The sequence below is a fragment of the Streptomyces tanashiensis genome, from assembly GCF_014648895.1.
GTDB classification, from domain to species: Bacteria; Actinomycetota; Actinomycetes; order Streptomycetales; family Streptomycetaceae; genus Streptomyces; species Streptomyces tanashiensis.
The window spans coordinates 939,949-958,267 of record NZ_BMRZ01000001.1 but is presented as its reverse complement, the minus strand read 5'-3'; the positions used below and the strand labels follow the sequence as shown (position 1 = coordinate 958,267).

Annotated in this window: 16 protein-coding genes and 1 tRNA gene; 11 read left to right on the top strand and 6 right to left on the bottom strand. The window is 67.7% G+C overall.

What is annotated here, in order from left to right:
- Positions 1-46 precede the first annotated feature (46 nt).
- Positions 47-643: a TetR/AcrR family transcriptional regulator gene (locus IE237_RS04375; protein WP_189800413.1), complete on the top strand. Its 597-nt coding sequence runs from the start codon at positions 47-49 to the stop codon at positions 641-643.
- Here IE237_RS04375 and IE237_RS04370 read toward each other — a convergent pair.
- Positions 627-1,655, bottom strand: a complete 1,029-nt coding sequence (locus tag IE237_RS04370) for an adenosine deaminase (protein ID WP_189800412.1) — start codon at positions 1,653-1,655, stop codon at positions 627-629. The two genes, IE237_RS04375 and IE237_RS04370, sit on opposite strands and share 17 nt — an antisense overlap.
- A gap of 120 nt (positions 1,656-1,775) precedes the next feature.
- Positions 1,776-3,002, bottom strand: coding sequence for a pyridoxal phosphate-dependent aminotransferase (locus tag IE237_RS04365; protein WP_189800411.1), 1,227 nt, complete (start codon positions 3,000-3,002; stop codon positions 1,776-1,778).
- Positions 3,003-3,207: 205 nt separating this feature from the next.
- On the opposite strand from IE237_RS04365, the gene IE237_RS04360 reads away from it, so the two are divergent.
- The 10 genes from IE237_RS04360 (at position 3,208) to IE237_RS04315 (ending at position 16,348) form a co-directional block, all read left to right on the top strand.
- Positions 3,208-3,280: transfer RNA gene (locus IE237_RS04360), tRNA-Trp, on the top strand.
- A 103-nt stretch (positions 3,281-3,383) separates the two neighbouring features.
- Positions 3,384-3,671, top strand: a complete 288-nt coding sequence (gene secE, locus IE237_RS04355) for a preprotein translocase subunit SecE (RefSeq protein WP_189800410.1) — start codon at positions 3,384-3,386, stop codon at positions 3,669-3,671.
- 44 nt (positions 3,672-3,715) lie between these two features.
- Entirely contained in the window at positions 3,716-4,585 is an 870-nt protein-coding gene (gene nusG / locus IE237_RS04350) for a transcription termination/antitermination protein NusG (RefSeq protein ID WP_189800409.1), read from the top strand.
- 158 nt (positions 4,586-4,743) lie between these two features.
- Entirely contained in the window at positions 4,744-5,178 is a 435-nt protein-coding gene (gene rplK / locus IE237_RS04345) for a 50S ribosomal protein L11 (RefSeq protein ID WP_030687894.1), read from the top strand.
- An 81-nt stretch (positions 5,179-5,259) separates the two neighbouring features.
- Positions 5,260-5,988: a 50S ribosomal protein L1 gene (rplA, locus tag IE237_RS04340; protein ID WP_189800408.1), complete on the top strand. Its 729-nt coding sequence runs from the start codon at positions 5,260-5,262 to the stop codon at positions 5,986-5,988.
- Positions 5,989-6,106: 118 nt separating this feature from the next.
- Positions 6,107-7,048, top strand: a complete 942-nt coding sequence (locus IE237_RS04335; protein ID WP_189800407.1) for an SCO4651 family lipoprotein — start codon at positions 6,107-6,109, stop codon at positions 7,046-7,048.
- Between the two features lie 243 nt (positions 7,049-7,291).
- On the top strand, positions 7,292-7,822 hold the full coding sequence (gene rplJ, locus IE237_RS04330; RefSeq protein WP_030687887.1) for a 50S ribosomal protein L10: 531 nt from the start codon (positions 7,292-7,294) through the stop codon (positions 7,820-7,822).
- Positions 7,823-7,933: 111 nt separating this feature from the next.
- Positions 7,934-8,317, top strand: a complete 384-nt coding sequence (gene rplL, locus IE237_RS04325; protein ID WP_033202007.1) for a 50S ribosomal protein L7/L12 — start codon at positions 7,934-7,936, stop codon at positions 8,315-8,317.
- A gap of 548 nt (positions 8,318-8,865) precedes the next feature.
- Positions 8,866-12,348, top strand: coding sequence for a DNA-directed RNA polymerase subunit beta (gene rpoB, locus IE237_RS04320; protein ID WP_189800406.1), 3,483 nt, complete (start codon positions 8,866-8,868; stop codon positions 12,346-12,348).
- Between the two features lie 100 nt (positions 12,349-12,448).
- Entirely contained in the window at positions 12,449-16,348 is a 3,900-nt protein-coding gene (locus tag IE237_RS04315) for a DNA-directed RNA polymerase subunit beta' (protein WP_189800405.1), read from the top strand.
- A 73-nt stretch (positions 16,349-16,421) separates the two neighbouring features.
- On the opposite strand, the gene IE237_RS04310 is transcribed toward IE237_RS04315, so the two are convergent.
- The 4 genes from IE237_RS04310 to IE237_RS04295 form a co-directional block, all read right to left on the bottom strand.
- A complete protein-coding gene (locus tag IE237_RS04310; RefSeq protein WP_189800404.1) occupies positions 16,422-16,685 on the bottom strand; it encodes a hypothetical protein in 264 nt (87 codons plus the stop codon).
- Positions 16,672-16,905 carry a hypothetical protein gene (locus IE237_RS04305; RefSeq protein WP_189800403.1) on the bottom strand — a complete coding sequence of 78 codons (234 nt, stop codon included), beginning with the start codon at positions 16,903-16,905 and terminating at the stop codon, positions 16,672-16,674. Before IE237_RS04305 ends, IE237_RS04310 begins: the two co-directional genes overlap by 14 nt.
- A gap of 25 nt (positions 16,906-16,930) precedes the next feature.
- Positions 16,931-17,842 (bottom strand): peptidoglycan-binding protein, encoded by a 912-nt coding sequence (locus IE237_RS04300; protein WP_189800402.1) that lies wholly within the window; start codon positions 17,840-17,842, stop codon positions 16,931-16,933.
- A 66-nt stretch (positions 17,843-17,908) separates the two neighbouring features.
- The gene (locus IE237_RS04295; protein ID WP_189800401.1) at positions 17,909-18,307 is read right to left on the bottom strand and encodes an ATP-binding protein; all 399 of its coding nucleotides are present in this window, start codon (positions 18,305-18,307) and stop codon (positions 17,909-17,911) included.
- Between the last annotated feature and the right edge of the window lie 12 nt (positions 18,308-18,319).

Genomic DNA, 18,319 nt, shown 5'->3' with positions numbered 1-18,319 from the left:
GGGTGAGTGGATACTCACTCAGACGTCAAGCGTGGCTGGAGGATGCATGGAACAGAGGCCGACCCGGACCCGGATCGTCGACGCCGCCCGGGACCTCATGCGCACGGCGGGGCTCGCCCGCACCACCACCAAGGAGATCGCCAAGGCGGCCGGCTGCTCGGAAGCGGCGCTCTACAAGTACTTCAGCAGCAAGGAAGAGCTCTTCCTGACCGTCCTGAACGAGCGCCTGCCCCAGCTCGGCGGACTCCTCGGCACGCTCGCCCACGACCCCGGCGGCCGCACCGTCGAGGAGAACCTCACCGAGGTCGCCCGGCAGGCCGCGCTCTTCTACGAGCAGACCTTCCCGGTCGTCGCCTCCCTGTACGCGGAACCGCAGCTCAAGCGGCGCCACGAGGAGGCCATGCGCACCTACGGCATGGGCCCCCACAAGCCCATCGAAGGCCTCGCCGCCTATCTCCGCGCCGAGCAGCGGCACGGCCGCATCGGCGCAGACGCCGACCCGGTGGCCGCGGCCTCCCTGCTCCTCGGGGCCTGCGTCCAGCGCTCCTTCGCCTGGGAGATGAGCCCGGACCGCAGGCCGCCGGACTCCCTCGACGACTTCGCCCGCGCGCTCGCCCGCACCCTGCTCAAGGGGATCGGCTGATCCAGTCGTCGATCCCCGCGAGCAGCTTCGCCCGGACGCCCTCGGGCGCCGCCGAACCCCGCACCGACTGACGCGCCAGCTCCGCCAGCTCCACGTCCGTGAACCCGTGGTGCCGGCGGGCGATCTCGTACTGCGCCGCGAGCCGCGAGCCGAAGAGCAGCGGGTCGTCCGCGCCGAGGGCCATCGGCACCCCGGCCTCGAAGAGGGTCCGCAGCGGCACGTCCTCGTGCTTCTCGTACACCCCGAGGGCGACGTTCGACGCCGGGCAGACCTCGCAGGTCACCCCCTTCTCGGCGAGCCTCCGCAGCAGCCGGGGGTCCTCCGCCGACCGCACGCCGTGGCCCACCCGCGCCGCCCGCAGATCGTCCAGGCAGTCCCGTACGGACGAGGGCCCCGTCAGCTCGCCGCCGTGCGGGGCCGCAAGGAGCCCGCCCTCACGGGCGATCGCGAAGGCCCGGTCGAAGTCCCGGGCCATGCCCCGCCGCTCGTCGTTGGAGAGCCCGAAGCCGACCACGCCCCGGTCCGCGAACCGCACCGCGAGCCGGGCCAGGGTCCGCGCCTCCAGAGGGTGCTTCATCCGGTTCGCCGCGACCAGCACGCGCATCCCGAGCCCGGTCTCCCGCGAGGCCGCGTCCACCGCGTCCAGGATGATCTCCAGGGCCGGGATCAGGCCGCCGAGGTGCGGAGCGTACGACGTGGGGTCGACCTGGATCTCCAGCCACCCCGAGCCGTCCCTGACGTCCTCCTGGGCCGCCTCCCGGACGAGCCGCTGGATGTCCTCCGGCGCGCGCAGGCAGGAGCGGGCGATGTCGTAGAGCCGCTGGAAGCGGAACCAGCCGCGTTCGTCGGTGGCCCGCAGCCTGGGTGGGGTGCCGCTGCTCAGCGCCTCCGGGAGATGCACGCCGTACTTGTCGGCCAGCTCGATGAGCGTCGTGGGCCGCATCGAACCGGTGAAGTGCAGATGCAGATGGGCCTTGGGCAGCAGGGTGATGTCGCGTGAAACGTGCTCCATCGGCTGATCCTGCCGCACCCGAATGGACGAAGACACCCCGTTTCCACGATCGGGTGCCCGCTGGAACGCAAAAACGGGCCTCCGGTTCCGGAGAACCGGGGGCCCGCACCTGCGAGAGGATCAGTCAGTCGCCTCGGCGAGCAGCTTCTGGATCCGGGACACGCCCTCCACCAGGTCCTCGTCGCCGAGCGCGTACGACAGGCGCAGGTAGCCCGGGGTGCCGAAGGCCTCGCCCGGGACGACCGCGACCTCGGCCTCGTCCAGGATCAGGGCGGCCAGCTCGACCGAGGACTGCGGGCGCTTGCCGCGGATCTCCTTGCCGAGCAGCCCCTTCACCGACGGGTACGCGTAGAACGCGCCCTCCGGCGTCGGGCAGTAGACGCCCTCGATCTCGTTCAGCATCCGCACGATCGTCTGGCGGCGGCGGTCGAAGGCGGTGCGCATCTCGGCGACCGCGTCCAGGTTGCCGGAGACGGCGGCGAGCGCGGCCACCTGGGCGACGTTGCTCACGTTGGACGTGGCGTGCGACTGCAGGTTCGTCGCGGCCTTCACGACGTCCTTCGGGCCGACGATCCACCCGACGCGCCAGCCCGTCATCGCGTACGTCTTCGCCACGCCGTTGACCACGATGCACTTGTCGCGCAGCTCGGGCACGATCGTCGGCAGCGAGGTGAACTTCGCGTCGCCGTAGACCAGGTGCTCGTAGATCTCGTCGGTCAGGACCCACAGGCCGTGCTCGACGGCCCAGCGGCCGATCGCCTCGGCGTCCGCCTCGCTGTACACCGCGCCGGTCGGGTTCGAGGGCGACACGAAGAGGACGACCTTGGTCTTCTCCGTGCGCGCCGCCTCCAGCTGCTCCACCGAGACCCGGTAGCCGGTGGTCTCGTCGGCGACGACCTCCACCGGGACACCGCCCGCGAGACGGATCGACTCGGGGTACGTCGTCCAGTACGGCGCCGGGACGATGACCTCGTCGCCCGGGTCGAGGATCGCGGCGAAGGCCTCGTAGATCGCCTGCTTGCCGCCGTTGGTCACGAGGACCTGGGAGGCGTCGACCTCGTAACCGGAGTCGCGCAGCGTCTTGGCGGCGATCGCGGCCTTCAGCTCGGGCAGACCGCCGGCCGGCGTGTAGCGGTGGTACTTCGGGTTCTTGCAGGCCTCGACGGCCGCTTCGACGATGTAGTCCGGGGTCGGGAAGTCGGGCTCACCCGCGCCGAAACCGATCACCGGGCGCCCGGCGGCCTTGAGGGCCTTGGCCTTGGCGTCGACGGCGAGGGTGGCGGACTCGGAGATCGCACCGATCCGGGCGGAGACCCGACGCTCGGTGGGAGGGGTAGCAGCGCTCATGCGGCCCATCGTCCCAGACCCTCTCCGGCCCCGGCACACAGGTTTCACGGACCGGACAGGAACGGTCATTCCCGGTCGTACGCGCGTCCTACGGCAGGTCGGCGCGCTTTCTGTTCGACGTAGGGGCCCATGACCACGTATGCTCACTCCTCGTTGGCCCGCACCGACCACATCTCACGATGCGGTACGTTGAGGACACCGACAAAGGGTCGTAGCTCAATTGGTAGAGCACCGGTCTCCAAAACCGGCGGTTGGGGGTTCAAGTCCCTCCGGCCCTGCTACACACACCGCCAGGTGTTGTGCGCATGTACGTACTTCATTGCACCGCCGTGCGGCTCCACCCGGGCGCGGCACGGCCGACCCGGAATCAGGTGAGAGATCGTGACGGACGCCGTAGGCTCCATCGACATGCCTGATGCCGACGACGAGACCGCAGAGTCGAAGAAGAAGTCCCGCAAGGGCGGGAAGCGCGGAAAGAAGGGCCCTCTGGGCCGTCTCGCGCTCTTCTACCGCCAGATCATCGCCGAGCTCCGCAAGGTCGTCTGGCCCACGCGCAGCCAGCTGACGACGTACACCACCGTGGTGATTGTCTTCGTCGTCATCATGATCGGCCTCGTCACCGTGATTGACTATGGCTTCCAGGAAGCAGTCAAGTACGTCTTCGGCTGACTTTTTGTTCCACCCCATCTGTATCGCAGGAAGAAGCAGCCACCGTGTCTGACGCGAACCTGAACGACGCCTTCGAGTCCGAGTCCGTCGAGGACGAGCTGGACATCGTCGAGGCCGCCGACGAGGACGTCGAGGACGTCGAGGTCGACGCTGCTGAGGACGCTGCGGACGAGGACGTCGAGATCGACGAGGCCGACGAGGACGAGACCGTCGAGGTCGAGGCTGAGGACGACGTCGAGGTCGAGGACGAGGACACCGAGGAAGAGACCGAGGAGGAGGCCGAGCCGGCCGCCCCGGTCGACCCGGTCGCCGCGCTCCGCGAGGAGCTCCGCACCCTCCCCGGCGAGTGGTACGTCATCCACACCTACGCGGGCTACGAGAAGCGCGTGAAGGCCAACCTCGAGCAGCGTGCCGTCTCGCTCAACGTCGAGGACTTCATCTACCAGGCCGAGGTCCCCGAGGAAGAGATCGTCCAGATCAAGGGCGGCGAGCGGAAGAACGTCAAGCAGAACAAGCTTCCCGGCTACGTTCTCGTCCGCATGGACCTGACGAACGAGTCCTGGGGCGTCGTCCGCAACACCCCCGGCGTCACCGGCTTCGTGGGCAACGCCTACGACCCGTACCCGCTGACCCTGGACGAGATCGTCAAGATGCTCGCCCCGGAGGCCGAGGAGAAGGCCGCCCGCGAGGCCGCCGAGGCCGAGGGCAAGCCGGCTCCCGCCCGCAAGCTGGAGGTCCAGGTCCTGGACTTCGAGGTCGGCGACTCGGTCACCGTCACCGACGGCCCGTTCGCGACCCTCCAGGCCACGATCAACGAGATCAACCCCGACTCGAAGAAGGTCAAGGGCCTCGTCGAGATCTTCGGTCGCGAGACCCCGGTCGAGCTCAGCTTCGACCAGATCCAGAAGAACTGATCTCACCGTCTTCCGACCAGGTCAGAGTGGCTGTTAAAGCCGCTCTGACCTGCTCGGTTTTTGGCCGCACGTCTATACCCGTTATCGTTGTGCGGTATGCCTGCATCCGGATGACCGGAAGGCGGGCTGAACACTCTCACTAGGACCCGGAGAGAGCAATGCCTCCCAAGAAGAAGAAGGTCACGGGGCTTATCAAGCTCCAGATCAACGCTGGTGCGGCCAACCCGGCCCCGCCGGTCGGCCCCGCGCTCGGTCAGCACGGCGTCAACATCATGGAGTTCTGCAAGGCCTACAACGCCGCGACCGAGTCGCAGCGTGGCATGGTCGTGCCGGTGGAGATCACGGTCTACGAAGACCGCACCTTCACCTTCATCACCAAGACTCCGCCGGCCGCCAAGCTGATCCTCAAGGCCGCGGGTGTGGAGAAGGGCTCCGGCGAGCCGCACAAGACCAAGGTCGCCAAGCTCACGGCCGCCCAGGTCCGCGAGATCGCCACGGTCAAGCTCCCCGACCTCAACGCCAATGACCTGGACGCCGCGTCCAAGATCATCGCCGGCACCGCCCGTTCCATGGGCATCACGGTCGAGGGCTGATCACCCCCCCGTTTGACCTTTCAGTGGTAGGGCCGGCGCGGCCCGCACCACGACTCCATACCTGAAACACCAGGAGAAGCAGTGAAGCGCAGCAAGGCTCTCCGCTCCGCGGACGCCAAGATCGACCGCGAGCGGCTCTACGCTCCCCTCGAGGCCGTCCGCCTCGCGAAGGAGACCGCCGCCACGAAGTTCGACGGCACCGTCGAGGTCGCCTTCCGCCTGGGTGTCGACCCGCGCAAGGCCGACCAGATGGTCCGCGGCACCGTGAACCTCCCGCACGGCACCGGCAAGACCGCCCGGGTCCTGGTCTTCGCGACCGGTGACCGTGCCGAGGCCGCGATCGCCGCTGGCGCCGACATCGTCGGTTCCGACGAGCTCATCGACGAGATCTCCAAGGGCAACCGCCTGAACGAGTTCGACGCCGTTGTGGCCACCCCGGACCTCATGGGCAAGGTCGGCCGCCTCGGCCGCGTCCTCGGCCCGCGTGGTCTCATGCCGAACCCCAAGGTCGGCACCGTCACCCCCGATGTCGCGAAGGCTGTCAACGACATCAAGGGCGGCAAGATCGAGTTCCGCGTCGACAAGCACTCGAACCTGCACTTCATCATCGGCAAGGTCTCTTTCGATGACACGAAGCTGGTCGAGAACTACGCCGCGGCGCTGGAGGAGATCCTCCGTCTGAAGCCGTCCGCCGCCAAGGGCCGCTACATCAAGAAGGCCGCCCTCTCCACCACGATGGGCCCCGGCATCCCGCTGGACTCCAACCGCACCCGTAACCTCCTCGTCGAGGAGGACCCGGCCGCGGTCTGAACCTCACCGGTTCACTGAGTGGTCAAGCCGGCCCCGCACCTCTCCGGAGGTGCGGGGCCGGCTTCTTGTTACGGTTCAAGAGACCGCAAAGACGTAGATCAAGGGGTGGGGAACGCTCATGAACAAGTCCGCATGGAAGCGCGCGGGCGTCGCCCTGACGGCCGTGGCCGTCGTGACGGGTGTCGCGGGCTGTCAGGACGGAGCAGACGCCAAGACCGGGGCCAAGGCGGGGGCCGAGGCGGGTGCTCCGAAGGTGCAGAGCCTCGGGGAGGTCACCAAGGTCATCCAGGCCGCGTACGAGAAGACCTCCCAGGCCAAGGCCGCGAAGCTCCGGATGACGATCGAGATGACGGGCGCCGGTCTGGGCTCCGGCACCACCACCATGACCGGCGTGCAGGGCTGGGACCCGGCCTCGATGGACGTGACGATGTCCGGCGGCATGTTCGCCGGGGCGGGCGCCGCCGGCATGCCCGACAAGATTCGCATGATCATGCACGACAACGTCATGTACATGGACATGGGCGCCGAGCAGGCCGCCTCCATGGACGGCAAGCGCTGGATGAAGATGGACTTCGCCGCCCTGGCGAAGGAGTCCGGCGATGCCGCCCTGCAGAAGCAGATGACGCAGAACCTCGGCGGCATGAACCAGGACCCGGCCCAGCAGCTCGCGCTGCTCCTGGAGTCCCCGGGCATCAAGCACGTCGGCCCGGAGAAGGTCGAGGGCGTCGACGCCCAGCACTACAAGGGCTCGGTCGCCTTCGAGGACATGCTGAAGGCCAACAAGGCCTTCGACGGCCTGCCGAAGGCGGACCGCGAGAAGCTCGTCGCGACCATGAAGGACTCGGGGGTCAAGGGCTACGACACCGAGCTCTGGGTCAACGGCGACGGCTACCCGGTGAAGATGGTCGTCGGCATGAAGATGCCCGAGGGCACGATGAACATGACGGCCTTCTACTCCGACTACGGCACCAAGGCGAACGTCCAGGCCCCGCCGGCGAAGGACACCTTCGACTTCATGCAGATGATGAAGGACCTCGGGAAGGAACTCGGCCAGGGCTGATTTGCCCGAAGCCGACACGGTCGCGTACTCTTCCACAGAAGCCAAAGACCGCTGGTCGTTGCTGTGCCCTACCGGGTGCGGTGGCCGAAGGATCCGCTGACAACGGACGACCCGCGCAGGTGACTGTGGAAAGTTCCCGGACTCGTCCGGTCGAGCTCAGCCCCGTGCGCCTGCGCCGGGGCGTTTTGTTTGTCCAGCCCCCTTCTGAGCGGTCCTCATCACCCGGAAGGAGGCCGACGCACTATGCCGACGCCCAACAAGGCTGCATCGGTGGCCGAGCTCAAGGACGCGTTCCAGAGCTCCAACGCCGCCGTGCTGACCGAGTACCGGGGTCTCACCGTCGCGCAGCTCAAGACGCTGCGTCGCTCTCTCGGTGAGAACGCCCAGTACGCCGTGGTGAAGAACACGCTGACCAAGATTGCGGCCAACGAGGCCGGGATCACCGCACTGGACGAGCACTTCGCTGGTCCGACCGCGGTCGCCTTCGTCACCGGTGACCCGGTGGAGTCGGCGAAGGCCCTGCGTGACTTCGCCAAGGAGAACCCGAACCTCATCATCAAGGCCGGTGTCCTTGACGGTAAGGCTCTCTCCGCCGACGACATCAAGAAGCTTGCGGACCTCGAGTCCCGCGAGGTTCTGCTCAGCAAGCTGGCCGGCGCGTTCAAGGGCAAGCAGTCTCAGGCTGCCTCGCTCTTCCAGGCGCTGCCGTCGAAGTTCGTCCGCACCGCGGAAGCGCTTCGCGTCAAGCTCGCCGAGCAGGGCGGTGCCGAGTAATTCGGCTCGCGCATTGATCCGCGCCGCCTAGTGCGCGGGTCGTAGCGGGCCGTTACGCCCGCCTCTATAGACACATCGGCACCTGCCGAATTAGTGGAAGGATCGCCCATCATGGCGAAGCTCTCTCAGGACGACCTCCTCGCCCAGTTCGAGGAGATGACCCTCATCGAGCTCTCCGAGTTCGTGAAGGCCTTCGAGGAGAAGTTCGACGTCACCGCCGCCGCGGCCGTCGCCGTTGCCGGCCCCGCCGTCGGTGGCGCTGCCCCCGAGGCCGCCGAGGAGCAGGACGAGTTCGACGTCATCCTCGAGGGTGCCGGCGACAAGAAGATCCAGGTCATCAAGGTCGTGCGTGAGCTCACCTCCCTGGGCCTCAAGGAGGCCAAGGACCTCGTCGACGGCACCCCGAAGCCGGTCCTCGAGAAGGTCGCGAAGGAGGCCGCCGAGAAGGCTGCCGAGTCCCTCAAGGCCGCCGGCGCCTCCGTCACGGTCAAGTAAGACCGTTTCGAGTCGCTGAAGCTGACTCCTGCTCCCGTGTAACGCGGGAGCAGCGAAAGGCGATCACCCTTCTGGGTGGTCGCCTTTCGGCGTTCCCGGGACGGGCGTGGCGGGGGGCCTGAGAGGCGCTGGAAGCGGAGTATGGTGATCTTCGCCGTGCGCCCCGCAGACCGGCGGGTCTTGACGAACCGCACGCAGCGCGCAATTCTCAGGACGCGTCGTCACAACGATCCGTTTCCGAGGCATGGATCGACGACTGAACGGGCAGTATCGAGGTGCGCCGCACGGCGCGAGGTACCGCGGAGTTGAGAGCAACGAGGGTCGCGAAGAAGTCGCCCTGGACATCAGTGAGCCAAGTGGCTACACTGACCCTTTGCGCTGCCTGTTAGCTGCCCCCTGCCCGTCACCAGGGGCATACCTTCGCATCAGCTTCGTGGACCGACCCCGTCTGACCTGGCCCTTTGGTCATCTCAGGAAAAGTCTGCCGTGAAGCGTTGCTGGGGACCGGTACGCGCGTAGTGAGTCCGAGCCCTCGGAAGGACCCCCTCTTGGCCGCCTCGCGCAACGCCTCGACCAATACGAACAACGGCGCAAGCACCGCCCCGCTGCGCATCTCCTTTGCAAAGATCAAGGAGCCCCTCGAGGTTCCGAACCTCCTCGCGCTGCAGACCGAGAGCTTTGACTGGCTGCTCGGCAACGCCGCCTGGAAGGCTCGCGTCGAGGCTGCCCTTGAGTCGGGACAGGACGTCCCCACGAAGTCCGGCCTGGAGGAGATCTTCGAGGAGATCTCCCCGATCGAGGACTTCTCCGGGTCGATGTCGCTGACCTTCCGCGACCACCGCTTCGAGCCGCCGAAGAACTCGATCGACGAGTGCAAGGACCGTGACTTCACGTACGGCGCCCCGCTCTTCGTCACCGCCGAGTTCACCAACAACGAGACCGGCGAGATCAAGTCCCAGACGGTCTTCATGGGCGACTTCCCGCTCATGACCAACAAGGGCACCTTCGTCATCAACGGCACCGAGCGTGTCGTGGTGTCGCAGCTGGTCCGTTCGCCGGGTGTCTACTTCGACTCGTCGATCGACAAGACGTCCGACAAGGACATCTTCTCCGCCAAGATCATCCCGTCCCGGGGTGCCTGGCTGGAGATGGAGATCGACAAGCGCGACCTGGTCGGTGTCCGCATCGACCGCAAGCGCAAGCAGTCCGTCACCGTCCTCCTCAAGGCTCTCGGCTGGACCACCGAGCAGATCCTGCAGGAGTTCGGCGAGTACGAGTCCATGCGCGCCACCCTGGAGAAGGACCACACCCAGGGCCAGGACGACGCGCTGCTCGACATCTACCGCAAGCTGCGTCCGGGCGAGCCGCCGACCCGTGAGGCCGCTCAGACGCTGCTCGAGAACCTCTACTTCAACCCGAAGCGCTACGACCTCGCGAAGGTCGGCCGCTACAAGGTGAACAAGAAGCTCGGCGCCGACGAGCCGCTGGACGCCGGTGTCCTCACCACCGACGACGTCATCGCCACGATCAAGTACCTGGTCAAGCTCCACGCGGGCGAGACCGAGACGATCGGCGAGAACGGCAACGAGATCGTCGTCGAGACCGACGACATCGACCACTTCGGCAACCGTCGTCTGCGCAACGTCGGCGAGCTCATCCAGAACCAGGTCCGCACGGGTCTGGCTCGTATGGAGCGCGTCGTCCGCGAGCGGATGACCACCCAGGACGTCGAGGCGATCACGCCGCAGACCCTGATCAACATCCGGCCGGTCGTCGCCTCCATCAAGGAGTTCTTCGGCACCAGCCAGCTGTCGCAGTTCATGGACCAGAACAACCCGCTGTCGGGTCTGACGCACAAGCGTCGTCTCTCGGCGCTGGGTCCCGGTGGTCTGTCCCGTGAGCGGGCCGGCTTCGAGGTCCGAGACGTGCACCCGTCCCACTACGGACGCATGTGCCCGATCGAGACCCCCGAAGGCCCGAACATCGGTCTGATCGGTTCGCTCGCCTCGTACGGCCGCGTCAACGCGTTCGGCTTCATCGAGACGCCGTACCGCAAGGTCGTCGACGGCCAGGTCACCGACGAGGTCGACTACGTCACCGCCGACGAGGAGGACCGGTTCGTCATCGCGCAGGCCAACGCCGCGCTCAACGACGAGCTGCAGTTCACCGAGGCCCGCGTCCTGGTCCGTAAGCGTGGCGGCGAGGTCGACTACGTCGAGCCGTCGGACGTGGACTACATGGACGTCTCGCCGCGCCAGATGGTGTCGGTCGCGACCGCCATGATCCCGTTCCTCGAGCACGACGACGCCAACCGTGCCCTCATGGGCGCGAACATGATGCGTCAGGCCGTCCCGCTGATTAAGTCGGAGGCCCCGCTCGTCGGCACCGGCATGGAGTACCGCTGCGCCACCGACGCCGGCGACGTGCTCAAGGCCGAGAAGGACGGTGTCGTCCAGGAGCTGTCGGCCGACTACATCACGGTCGCCAACGACGACGGCACGTACATCACGTACCGCCTGCACAAGTTCTCCCGCTCCAACCAGGGCACCTCTGTGAACCAGAAGGTCGTCGTGGACGAGGGCGACCGCGTCATCGAGGGCCAGGTCCTCGCCGACGGTCCCGCCACCGAAGACGGCGAGATGGCGCTCGGCAAGAACCTCCTCGTGGCGTTCATGCCGTGGGAGGGCCACAACTACGAGGACGCGATCATCCTGTCGCAGCGCCTCGTGCAGGACGACGTCCTCTCCTCGATCCACATCGAGGAGCACGAGGTCGACGCCCGTGACACCAAGCTCGGCCCCGAGGAGATCACCCGGGACATCCCGAACGTCTCCGAGGAGGTCCTCGCGGACCTCGACGAGCGCGGCATCATCCGCATCGGTGCCGAGGTCGTCGCCGGCGACATCCTCGTCGGCAAGGTCACGCCCAAGGGTGAGACCGAGCTGACGCCGGAGGAGCGCCTGCTCCGCGCGATCTTCGGTGAGAAGGCCCGTGAGGTCCGTGACACCTCGCTGAAGGTGCCGCACGGCGAGATCGGCAAGATCATCGGCGTCCGCGTCTTCGACCGCGAGGAGGGCGACGAGCTTCCCCCGGGCGTGAACCAGCTGGTCCGCGTCTACGTCGCCCAGAAGCGCAAGATCACCGATGGTGACAAGCTCGCCGGCCGTCACGGCAACAAGGGTGTCATCTCCAAGATCCTTCCGATCGAGGACATGCCCTTCCTCGAGGACGGCACCCCGGTCGACATCATCCTCAACCCGCTGGGTGTCCCGTCCCGAATGAACCCGGGACAGGTCCTGGAGATCCACCTCGGCTGGCTCGCCAGCCGCGGCTGGGACGTCTCCGGTCTCGCGGACGAGTGGGCGCAGCGCCTCCAGGCGATCGGCGCCGACCAGGTCGCCCCCGGCACCAACGTCGCGACCCCGGTCTTCGACGGTGCGCGTGAGGACGAGCTCGCGGGTCTGCTCCAGCACACCATCCCGAACCGCGACGGCGAGCGCATGGTGCTCCCGACCGGTAAGGCGAGGCTGTTCGACGGCCGCTCCGGCGAGCCGTTCCCGGACCCGATCTCCGTCGGGTACATGTACATCCTCAAGCTCCACCACCTGGTCGACGACAAGCTGCACGCGCGTTCGACCGGCCCGTACTCGATGATCACCCAGCAGCCGCTGGGTGGTAAGGCCCAGTTCGGTGGCCAGCGCTTCGGTGAGATGGAGGTGTGGGCGCTGGAGGCATACGGCGCCGCGTACGCCCTCCAGGAGCTGCTGACGATCAAGTCCGACGACGTGACCGGCCGCGTGAAGGTCTACGAGGCCATCGTCAAGGGCGAGAACATCCCTGAGCCCGGCATCCCCGAGTCCTTCAAGGTCCTCATCAAGGAGATGCAGTCCCTGTGCCTCAACGTGGAGGTGCTGTCCTCGGACGGCATGTCCATCGAGATGCGCGACACCGACGAGGACGTCTTCCGCGCAGCGGAGGAGCTCGGCATCGACCTGTCCCGGCGCGAGCCGAGCAGCGTCGAAGAGGTCTGACGGGAGTCCGGCAGGGGGACCAGCAATGGTCCCCCCGCCGGCCCCAGGACCCCCGTATCAGACCCCAAAGCCTTACAACCCTGAGAGGGATTGACGCATAGTGCTCGACGTCAACTTCTTCGACGAGCTCCGGATCGGTCTGGCCACCGCTGACGACATCCGTCAGTGGAGCCACGGCGAGGTCAAGAAGCCGGAGACCATCAACTACCGCACGCTCAAGCCCGAGAAGGACGGACTCTTCTGCGAGAAGATCTTCGGTCCGACCCGGGACTGGGAGTGCTACTGCGGCAAGTACAAGCGCGTCCGCTTCAAGGGCATCATCTGTGAGCGGTGTGGCGTCGAGGTCACCCGCGCCAAGGTGCGCCGTGAGCGGATGGGCCACATCGAGCTCGCCGCTCCCGTCACCCACATCTGGTACTTCAAGGGCGTTCCGTCGCGTCTTGGCTACCTGCTCGACCTCGCCCCGAAGGACCTCGAGAAGGTCATCTACTTCGCGGCGTACATGATCACGTACGTCGACGACGAGCGTCGTACGCGTGACCTGCCCTCGCTGGAGGCGCACGTCTCCGTCGAGCGTCAGCAGATCGAGAACCGTCGCGACTCCGACCTGGAGGCCCGCGCCAAGAAGCTCGAGAACGACCTCGCCGAGCTGGAGGCCGAGGGCGCCAAGGCCGACGTGCGCCGCAAGGTGCGCGAGGGTGCCGAGCGCGAGATGAAGCAGCTGCGCGACCGTGCGCAGCGCGAGATCGACCGTCTGGACGAGGTCTGGTCGCGCTTCAAGAACCTCAAGGTCCAGGACCTGGAGGGCGACGAGCTCCTCTACCGCGAGCTGCGTGACCGCTTCGGCACGTACTTCGACGGTTCGATGGGTGCCGCGGCGCTGCAGAAGCGCCTGGAGTCCTTCGACCTGGACGAGGAGGCCGAGCGCCTCCGCGAGATCATCCGTACCGGCAAGGGCCAGAAGAAGACCCGTGCGCTCAAGCGCCTCAAGGTCGTCTCCGCGTTCCTGCAGACCGCGAACAGCCCCAAGGGCATGGTTCTCGACTGCGTGCCGGTCATCCCGCCGGACCTGCGTCCGATGGTGCAGCTGGACGGTGGCCGCTTCGCGACCTCCGACCTGAACGACCTGTACCGCCGTGTGATCAACCGCAACAACCGTCTGAAGCGTCTGCTCGACCTCGGTGCCCCCGAGATCATCGTGAACAACGAGAAGCGGATGCTCCAGGAGGCGGTCGACGCCCTCTTCGACAACGGCCGTCGTGGTCGCCCGGTGACGGGCCCCGGCAACCGTCCGCTGAAGTCCCTCAGCGACATGCTGAAGGGCAAGCAGGGTCGTTTCCGTCAGAACCTGCTCGGCAAGCGTGTCGACTACTCGGCGCGTTCCGTCATCGTCGTCGGCCCGCAGCTCAAGCTGCACCAGTGCGGTCTGCCGAAGGCCATGGCGCTGGAGCTCTTCAAGCCGTTCGTGATGAAGCGCCTGGTCGACCTGAACCACGCGCAGAACATCAAGTCGGCGAAGCGCATGGTCGAGCGCGGCCGCACGGTCGTGTACGACGTCCTCGAAGAGGTCATCGCCGAGCACCCGGTTCTGCTGAACCGTGCGCCCACGCTGCACCGCCTCGGCATCCAGGCCTTCGAGCCGCAGCTGGTCGAGGGCAAGGCCATCCAGATCCACCCGCTCGTCTGCACCGCGTTCAACGCGGACTTCGACGGTGACCAGATGGCCGTCCACCTGCCGCTCTCCGCGGAGGCGCAGGCCGAGGCCCGCATCCTGATGCTGTCCTCGAACAACATCCTGAAGCCCGCCGACGGCCGTCCGGTCACGATGCCGACCCAGGACATGGTCCTCGGTCTGTTCTTCCTGACCACCGACGGTGAGCTCCGTGACACCAAGGGCGAGGGCCGCGCGTTCGGCTCCACGGCCGAGGCGATCATGGCGTTCGACGCCGGCGAGCTCGCGCTCCAGTCGGAGATCGAGATCCGCTTCCCCGTCGGCACCGTCGCTCCGCGTGGCTGGGTTCCCCCGGTCGCCGAGGAGGGCGAGCCGGAGTGGCAGCAGGGTGACACGTTCCGTCTGCGGACGACCCTGGGCCGTGCGCTCTTCAACGAGCTGCTGCCCGAGGACTACCCGTTCGTCGACTACTCCGTCGGCAAGAAGCAGCTCTCCGAGATCGTCAACGACCTCGCCGAGCGCTACCCCAAGGTCATCGTGGCGGCGACGCTCGACAACCTGAAGGCGGCGGGCTTCTACTGGGCGACCCGTTCCGGTGTCACCGTGGCCATCTCCGACGTCGTCGTTCCCGAGGCGAAGAAGGAGATCGTCAAGGGCTACGAGGCGCAGGACGAGAAGGTCCAGAAGCAGTACGAGCGCGGTCTGATCACCAAGGAAGAGCGCACGCAGGAGCTCATCGCGATCTGGACCAAGGCGACCAACGAGGTCGCCGAGGCGATGAACGCGAACTTCCCGCGGACGAACCCCATCTTCATGATGGTTGACTCGGGTGCCCGAGGAAACATGATGCAGATGCGTCAGATCGCCGGTATGCGTGGTCTGGTGTCCAACGCCAAGAACGAGACGATCCCGCGTCCCATCAAGGCGTCGTTCCGCGAGGGCCTCACCGTCCTCGAGTACTTCATCTCCACGCACGGTGCCCGTAAGGGTCTCGCCGACACCGCCCTGCGTACCGCCGACTCGGGTTACCTGACCCGTCGTCTGGTGGACGTCTCGCAGGACGTCATCATCCGCGAGGAGGACTGTGGCACCGAGCGCGGTCTGAAGCTGCGGATCGCGGCCAAGGACGAGGCCGGTGTCCTGCGGAAGACGGACGACGTCGAGACCTCCGTGTACGCGCGGATGCTCGCCGAGGACGTCGTCGTCGACGGCAAGGTCATCGCGCCGGCCAACGTCGACCTGGGTGACGTGCTCATCGACGCCCTGGTCAACGCGGGCGTCGAGGAGGTCAAGACCCGTTCGGTCCTGACCTGTGAGTCCGCCGTCGGTACCTGTGCGTTCTGCTACGGCCGTTCGCTCGCCACCGGCAAGCTGGTCGACATCGGTGAGGCGGTCGGCATCATCGCCGCCCAGTCCATCGGTGAGCCCGGTACCCAGCTGACGATGCGTACCTTCCACACCGGTGGTGTGGCCGGTGACGACATCACCCAGGGTCTGCCCCGTGTCGTCGAGCTCTTCGAGGCGCGTCAGCCCAAGGGTGTCGCCCCGATCTCCGAGGCGGCCGGTCGCGTCCGCATCGAGGAGACCGAGAAGACCAAGAAGATCGTCGTCACCCCGGACGACGGCACCGACGAGACGGCGTTCCCGATCTCGAAGCGTGCCCGTCTGCTCGTGGGCGAGGGCGACCACGTCGAGGTGGGCCAGAAGCTCACCGTGGGTGCCACCAACCCGCACGACGTGCTCCGGATCCTCGGTCAGCGCGCGGTCCAGGTCCACCTGGTCGGCGAAGTCCAGAAGGTCTACAACTCGCAGGGCGTGTCGATCCACGACAAGCACATCGAGATCATCATCCGGCAGATGCTGCGCCGCGTGACGATCATCGAGTCCGGCGACGCGGAGCTCCTGCCGGGCGAGCTGGTCGAGCGGTCGAAGTTCGAGACCGAGAACCGTCGTGTGGTCACCGAGGGCGGTCACCCCGCCTCCGGCCGTCCGCAGCTGATGGGTATCACCAAGGCCTCGCTGGCGACGGAGTCCTGGCTGTCGGCCGCCTCCTTCCAGGAGACGACCCGAGTCCTGACGGATGCGGCGATCAACGCCAAGTCCGACAGCCTCATCGGCCTCAAGGAGAACGTCATCATCGGTAAGCTCATCCCGGCCGGTACGGGTCTCTCCCGCTACCGCAACATCCGGGTCGAGCCGACCGAGGAGGCCAAGGCCGCGATGTACTCGGCCGTCGGCTACGACGACATCGACTACTCGCCGTTCGGCTCGGGCTCCGGCCAGGCCGTTCCGCTGGAGGACTACGACTACGGTCCGTACAACCAGTAAGCGAGTCGCTTGACCGAAGGGCGGTCACCCCGTGCGGGGTGGCCGCCCTTCGGCGTTCGTCCGGCCGGAGCGGTCAGCGCGCGGCCAGTTCCCAGACGGCGACCAGCACACCGGCGCTCGCGGTCAGGGCGGCGATGCTCGCCAGCGGCCAGCGGGCCCGCTCCAGCTCGTCGAGGCGTGCCTCGTGGTCGGCGAGCTGCCTGTCGGTCTGGTCGCTGCGCTGCACGAGCAGCGCGAGCGAGCCGTCGACCCGGGCGAAGCCGGCCTCCAGGGTGCCCCGGAGCCGTTCCAGTTCGAGGGCGACGGCGACGGGGTCGTTCGGGTCAGACTCGGTCATCGGCACCGCCCGGGGTGCTGCGCAGCCAGGACGGCAGCAGGTTCTGCACCAGGTCGAGGGCCATCACGCGGGCCAGCCCGCCGGCGACGGCCAGTGCCCCGGCGACCCAGGGGAGGGTCTCGGGGACACCGGACGCGTCGACGATCGCGGGGAGGACGACGGCGATGCCGACGGCGGACTGGAGGACGGTACGGGCCGTGCGCTTGGCGGCATCGGACATCGGTGTGCTCCTTGGTGGGGGTCGGTTACTTCGTGAAGGGGACCTTCAGCGCGTTCCAGGAGGCGGCGCCGGGGACGCCATCGGCGTCCGTGCCGCGGAAGCCGAGCTTGTGCTGCCACTTCGCGTAGCTGAGCCGGTCGGCCTCGCCCCAGCGGGGGCTGGGACCGACGGTGTACGCGGAGCAGCCCTCGGCGACGAGGCGGCGGCCCATGGCCGTGATGATCGGGGAGCTCGTCTCCTTGCGGAAGAACGAGGCGCCCGGGAACGGCTGGAGGCGGGGGGCGGCCGGCTTGCCGGCGGCGGGGGTGTTCTTGGCGGGGGCCTTGCCCAGCCGGGTCTGGACCCGGTCGCGCATGGTCGGCATGCCGAAGCCCTTGGGGTCGCTCTTCCAGTCGGACCACTCCAGGTGGCCGATGACGGACTTGGCGCCCCAGGCGTGGGCCCTGCACAGGGCGGCGGAGACCCGCTCGATGGCGTCGAGCTGGGCGGCCGGCCAGGGGTCGGTGCCGTTGCCGAGGTTGATGCACTCGAAGCCGTAGAAGCGGGAGTTGCCGTCGACGGCGTTGCTGCTGCCCTGGTGCTCGCGGGGGGCGGGCGGCCGGTCGCCGTACGTCTCGGTGACGACGGCCTGGAGGACCGAGGGGTCGCCGCCGCCCGCGTGGTTGGCGCGGCCGGAGGCGACGAGGTGGACGGTGCCGTCCTTGGCGATGACGCCGTGGCAGAGCGGCCCGGGGAGCCCGTCGTAGCCGTTGTAGCAGAGCTCGACGGAGGAGGCGGTGCCGCTGGAGACGGTGTGGTGGATCATGACGCCGACCACCGGTCCCCAGGTGCCGACCTGGTTGCGGTTGTGGGTGCGCCAGCCGGGGTGTTCGACGACGGTGACGCCTTCGGCGCGGAGCGCGGCGAGGAACCGGTCCGCGGACAGGGGAGTGGCCATCTGGTGTCCTCCAGGCATGAGAAAAGCCCGCACTCGGGCGGGCTGCGTACGGGTGGGGCGGAAGGGTTACGGGAGCGGCTCGGGCTCCGGGACGGGCTGCTGCGCGGCCGGGTCCCAGGCGGCGCAGAGGGCGGCGTAGTGCGCGCGGCGGGTCTCGAAGTCGGCGAGCGCGGCGGCGACGGCCCGCTGGACGGCGGTCGGGTCGGGAACGGCGGGGACGCCGTCCTTCGCCTCGACGACGGCCAGGCCGTAGCCGCGCAGCGTGGTGTCACCCGTGCCGGCCTTGGCGAACTCCGCGCTGATGTGCACCGACGGGTACTGGCCGGTGAACGGGTCCCGTTCCAGGGTGTAGCCGAGCCCGTTGTCGTAGACGCGTACGGCGATGGTGTGGCCGTTCTCGGTGACGGTGGCGCGGCCGGCGTAGTCGATGGCCACGCCCCAGGGCTGGGTGGGGTCGATGTTCATGGTGTGCTCCTC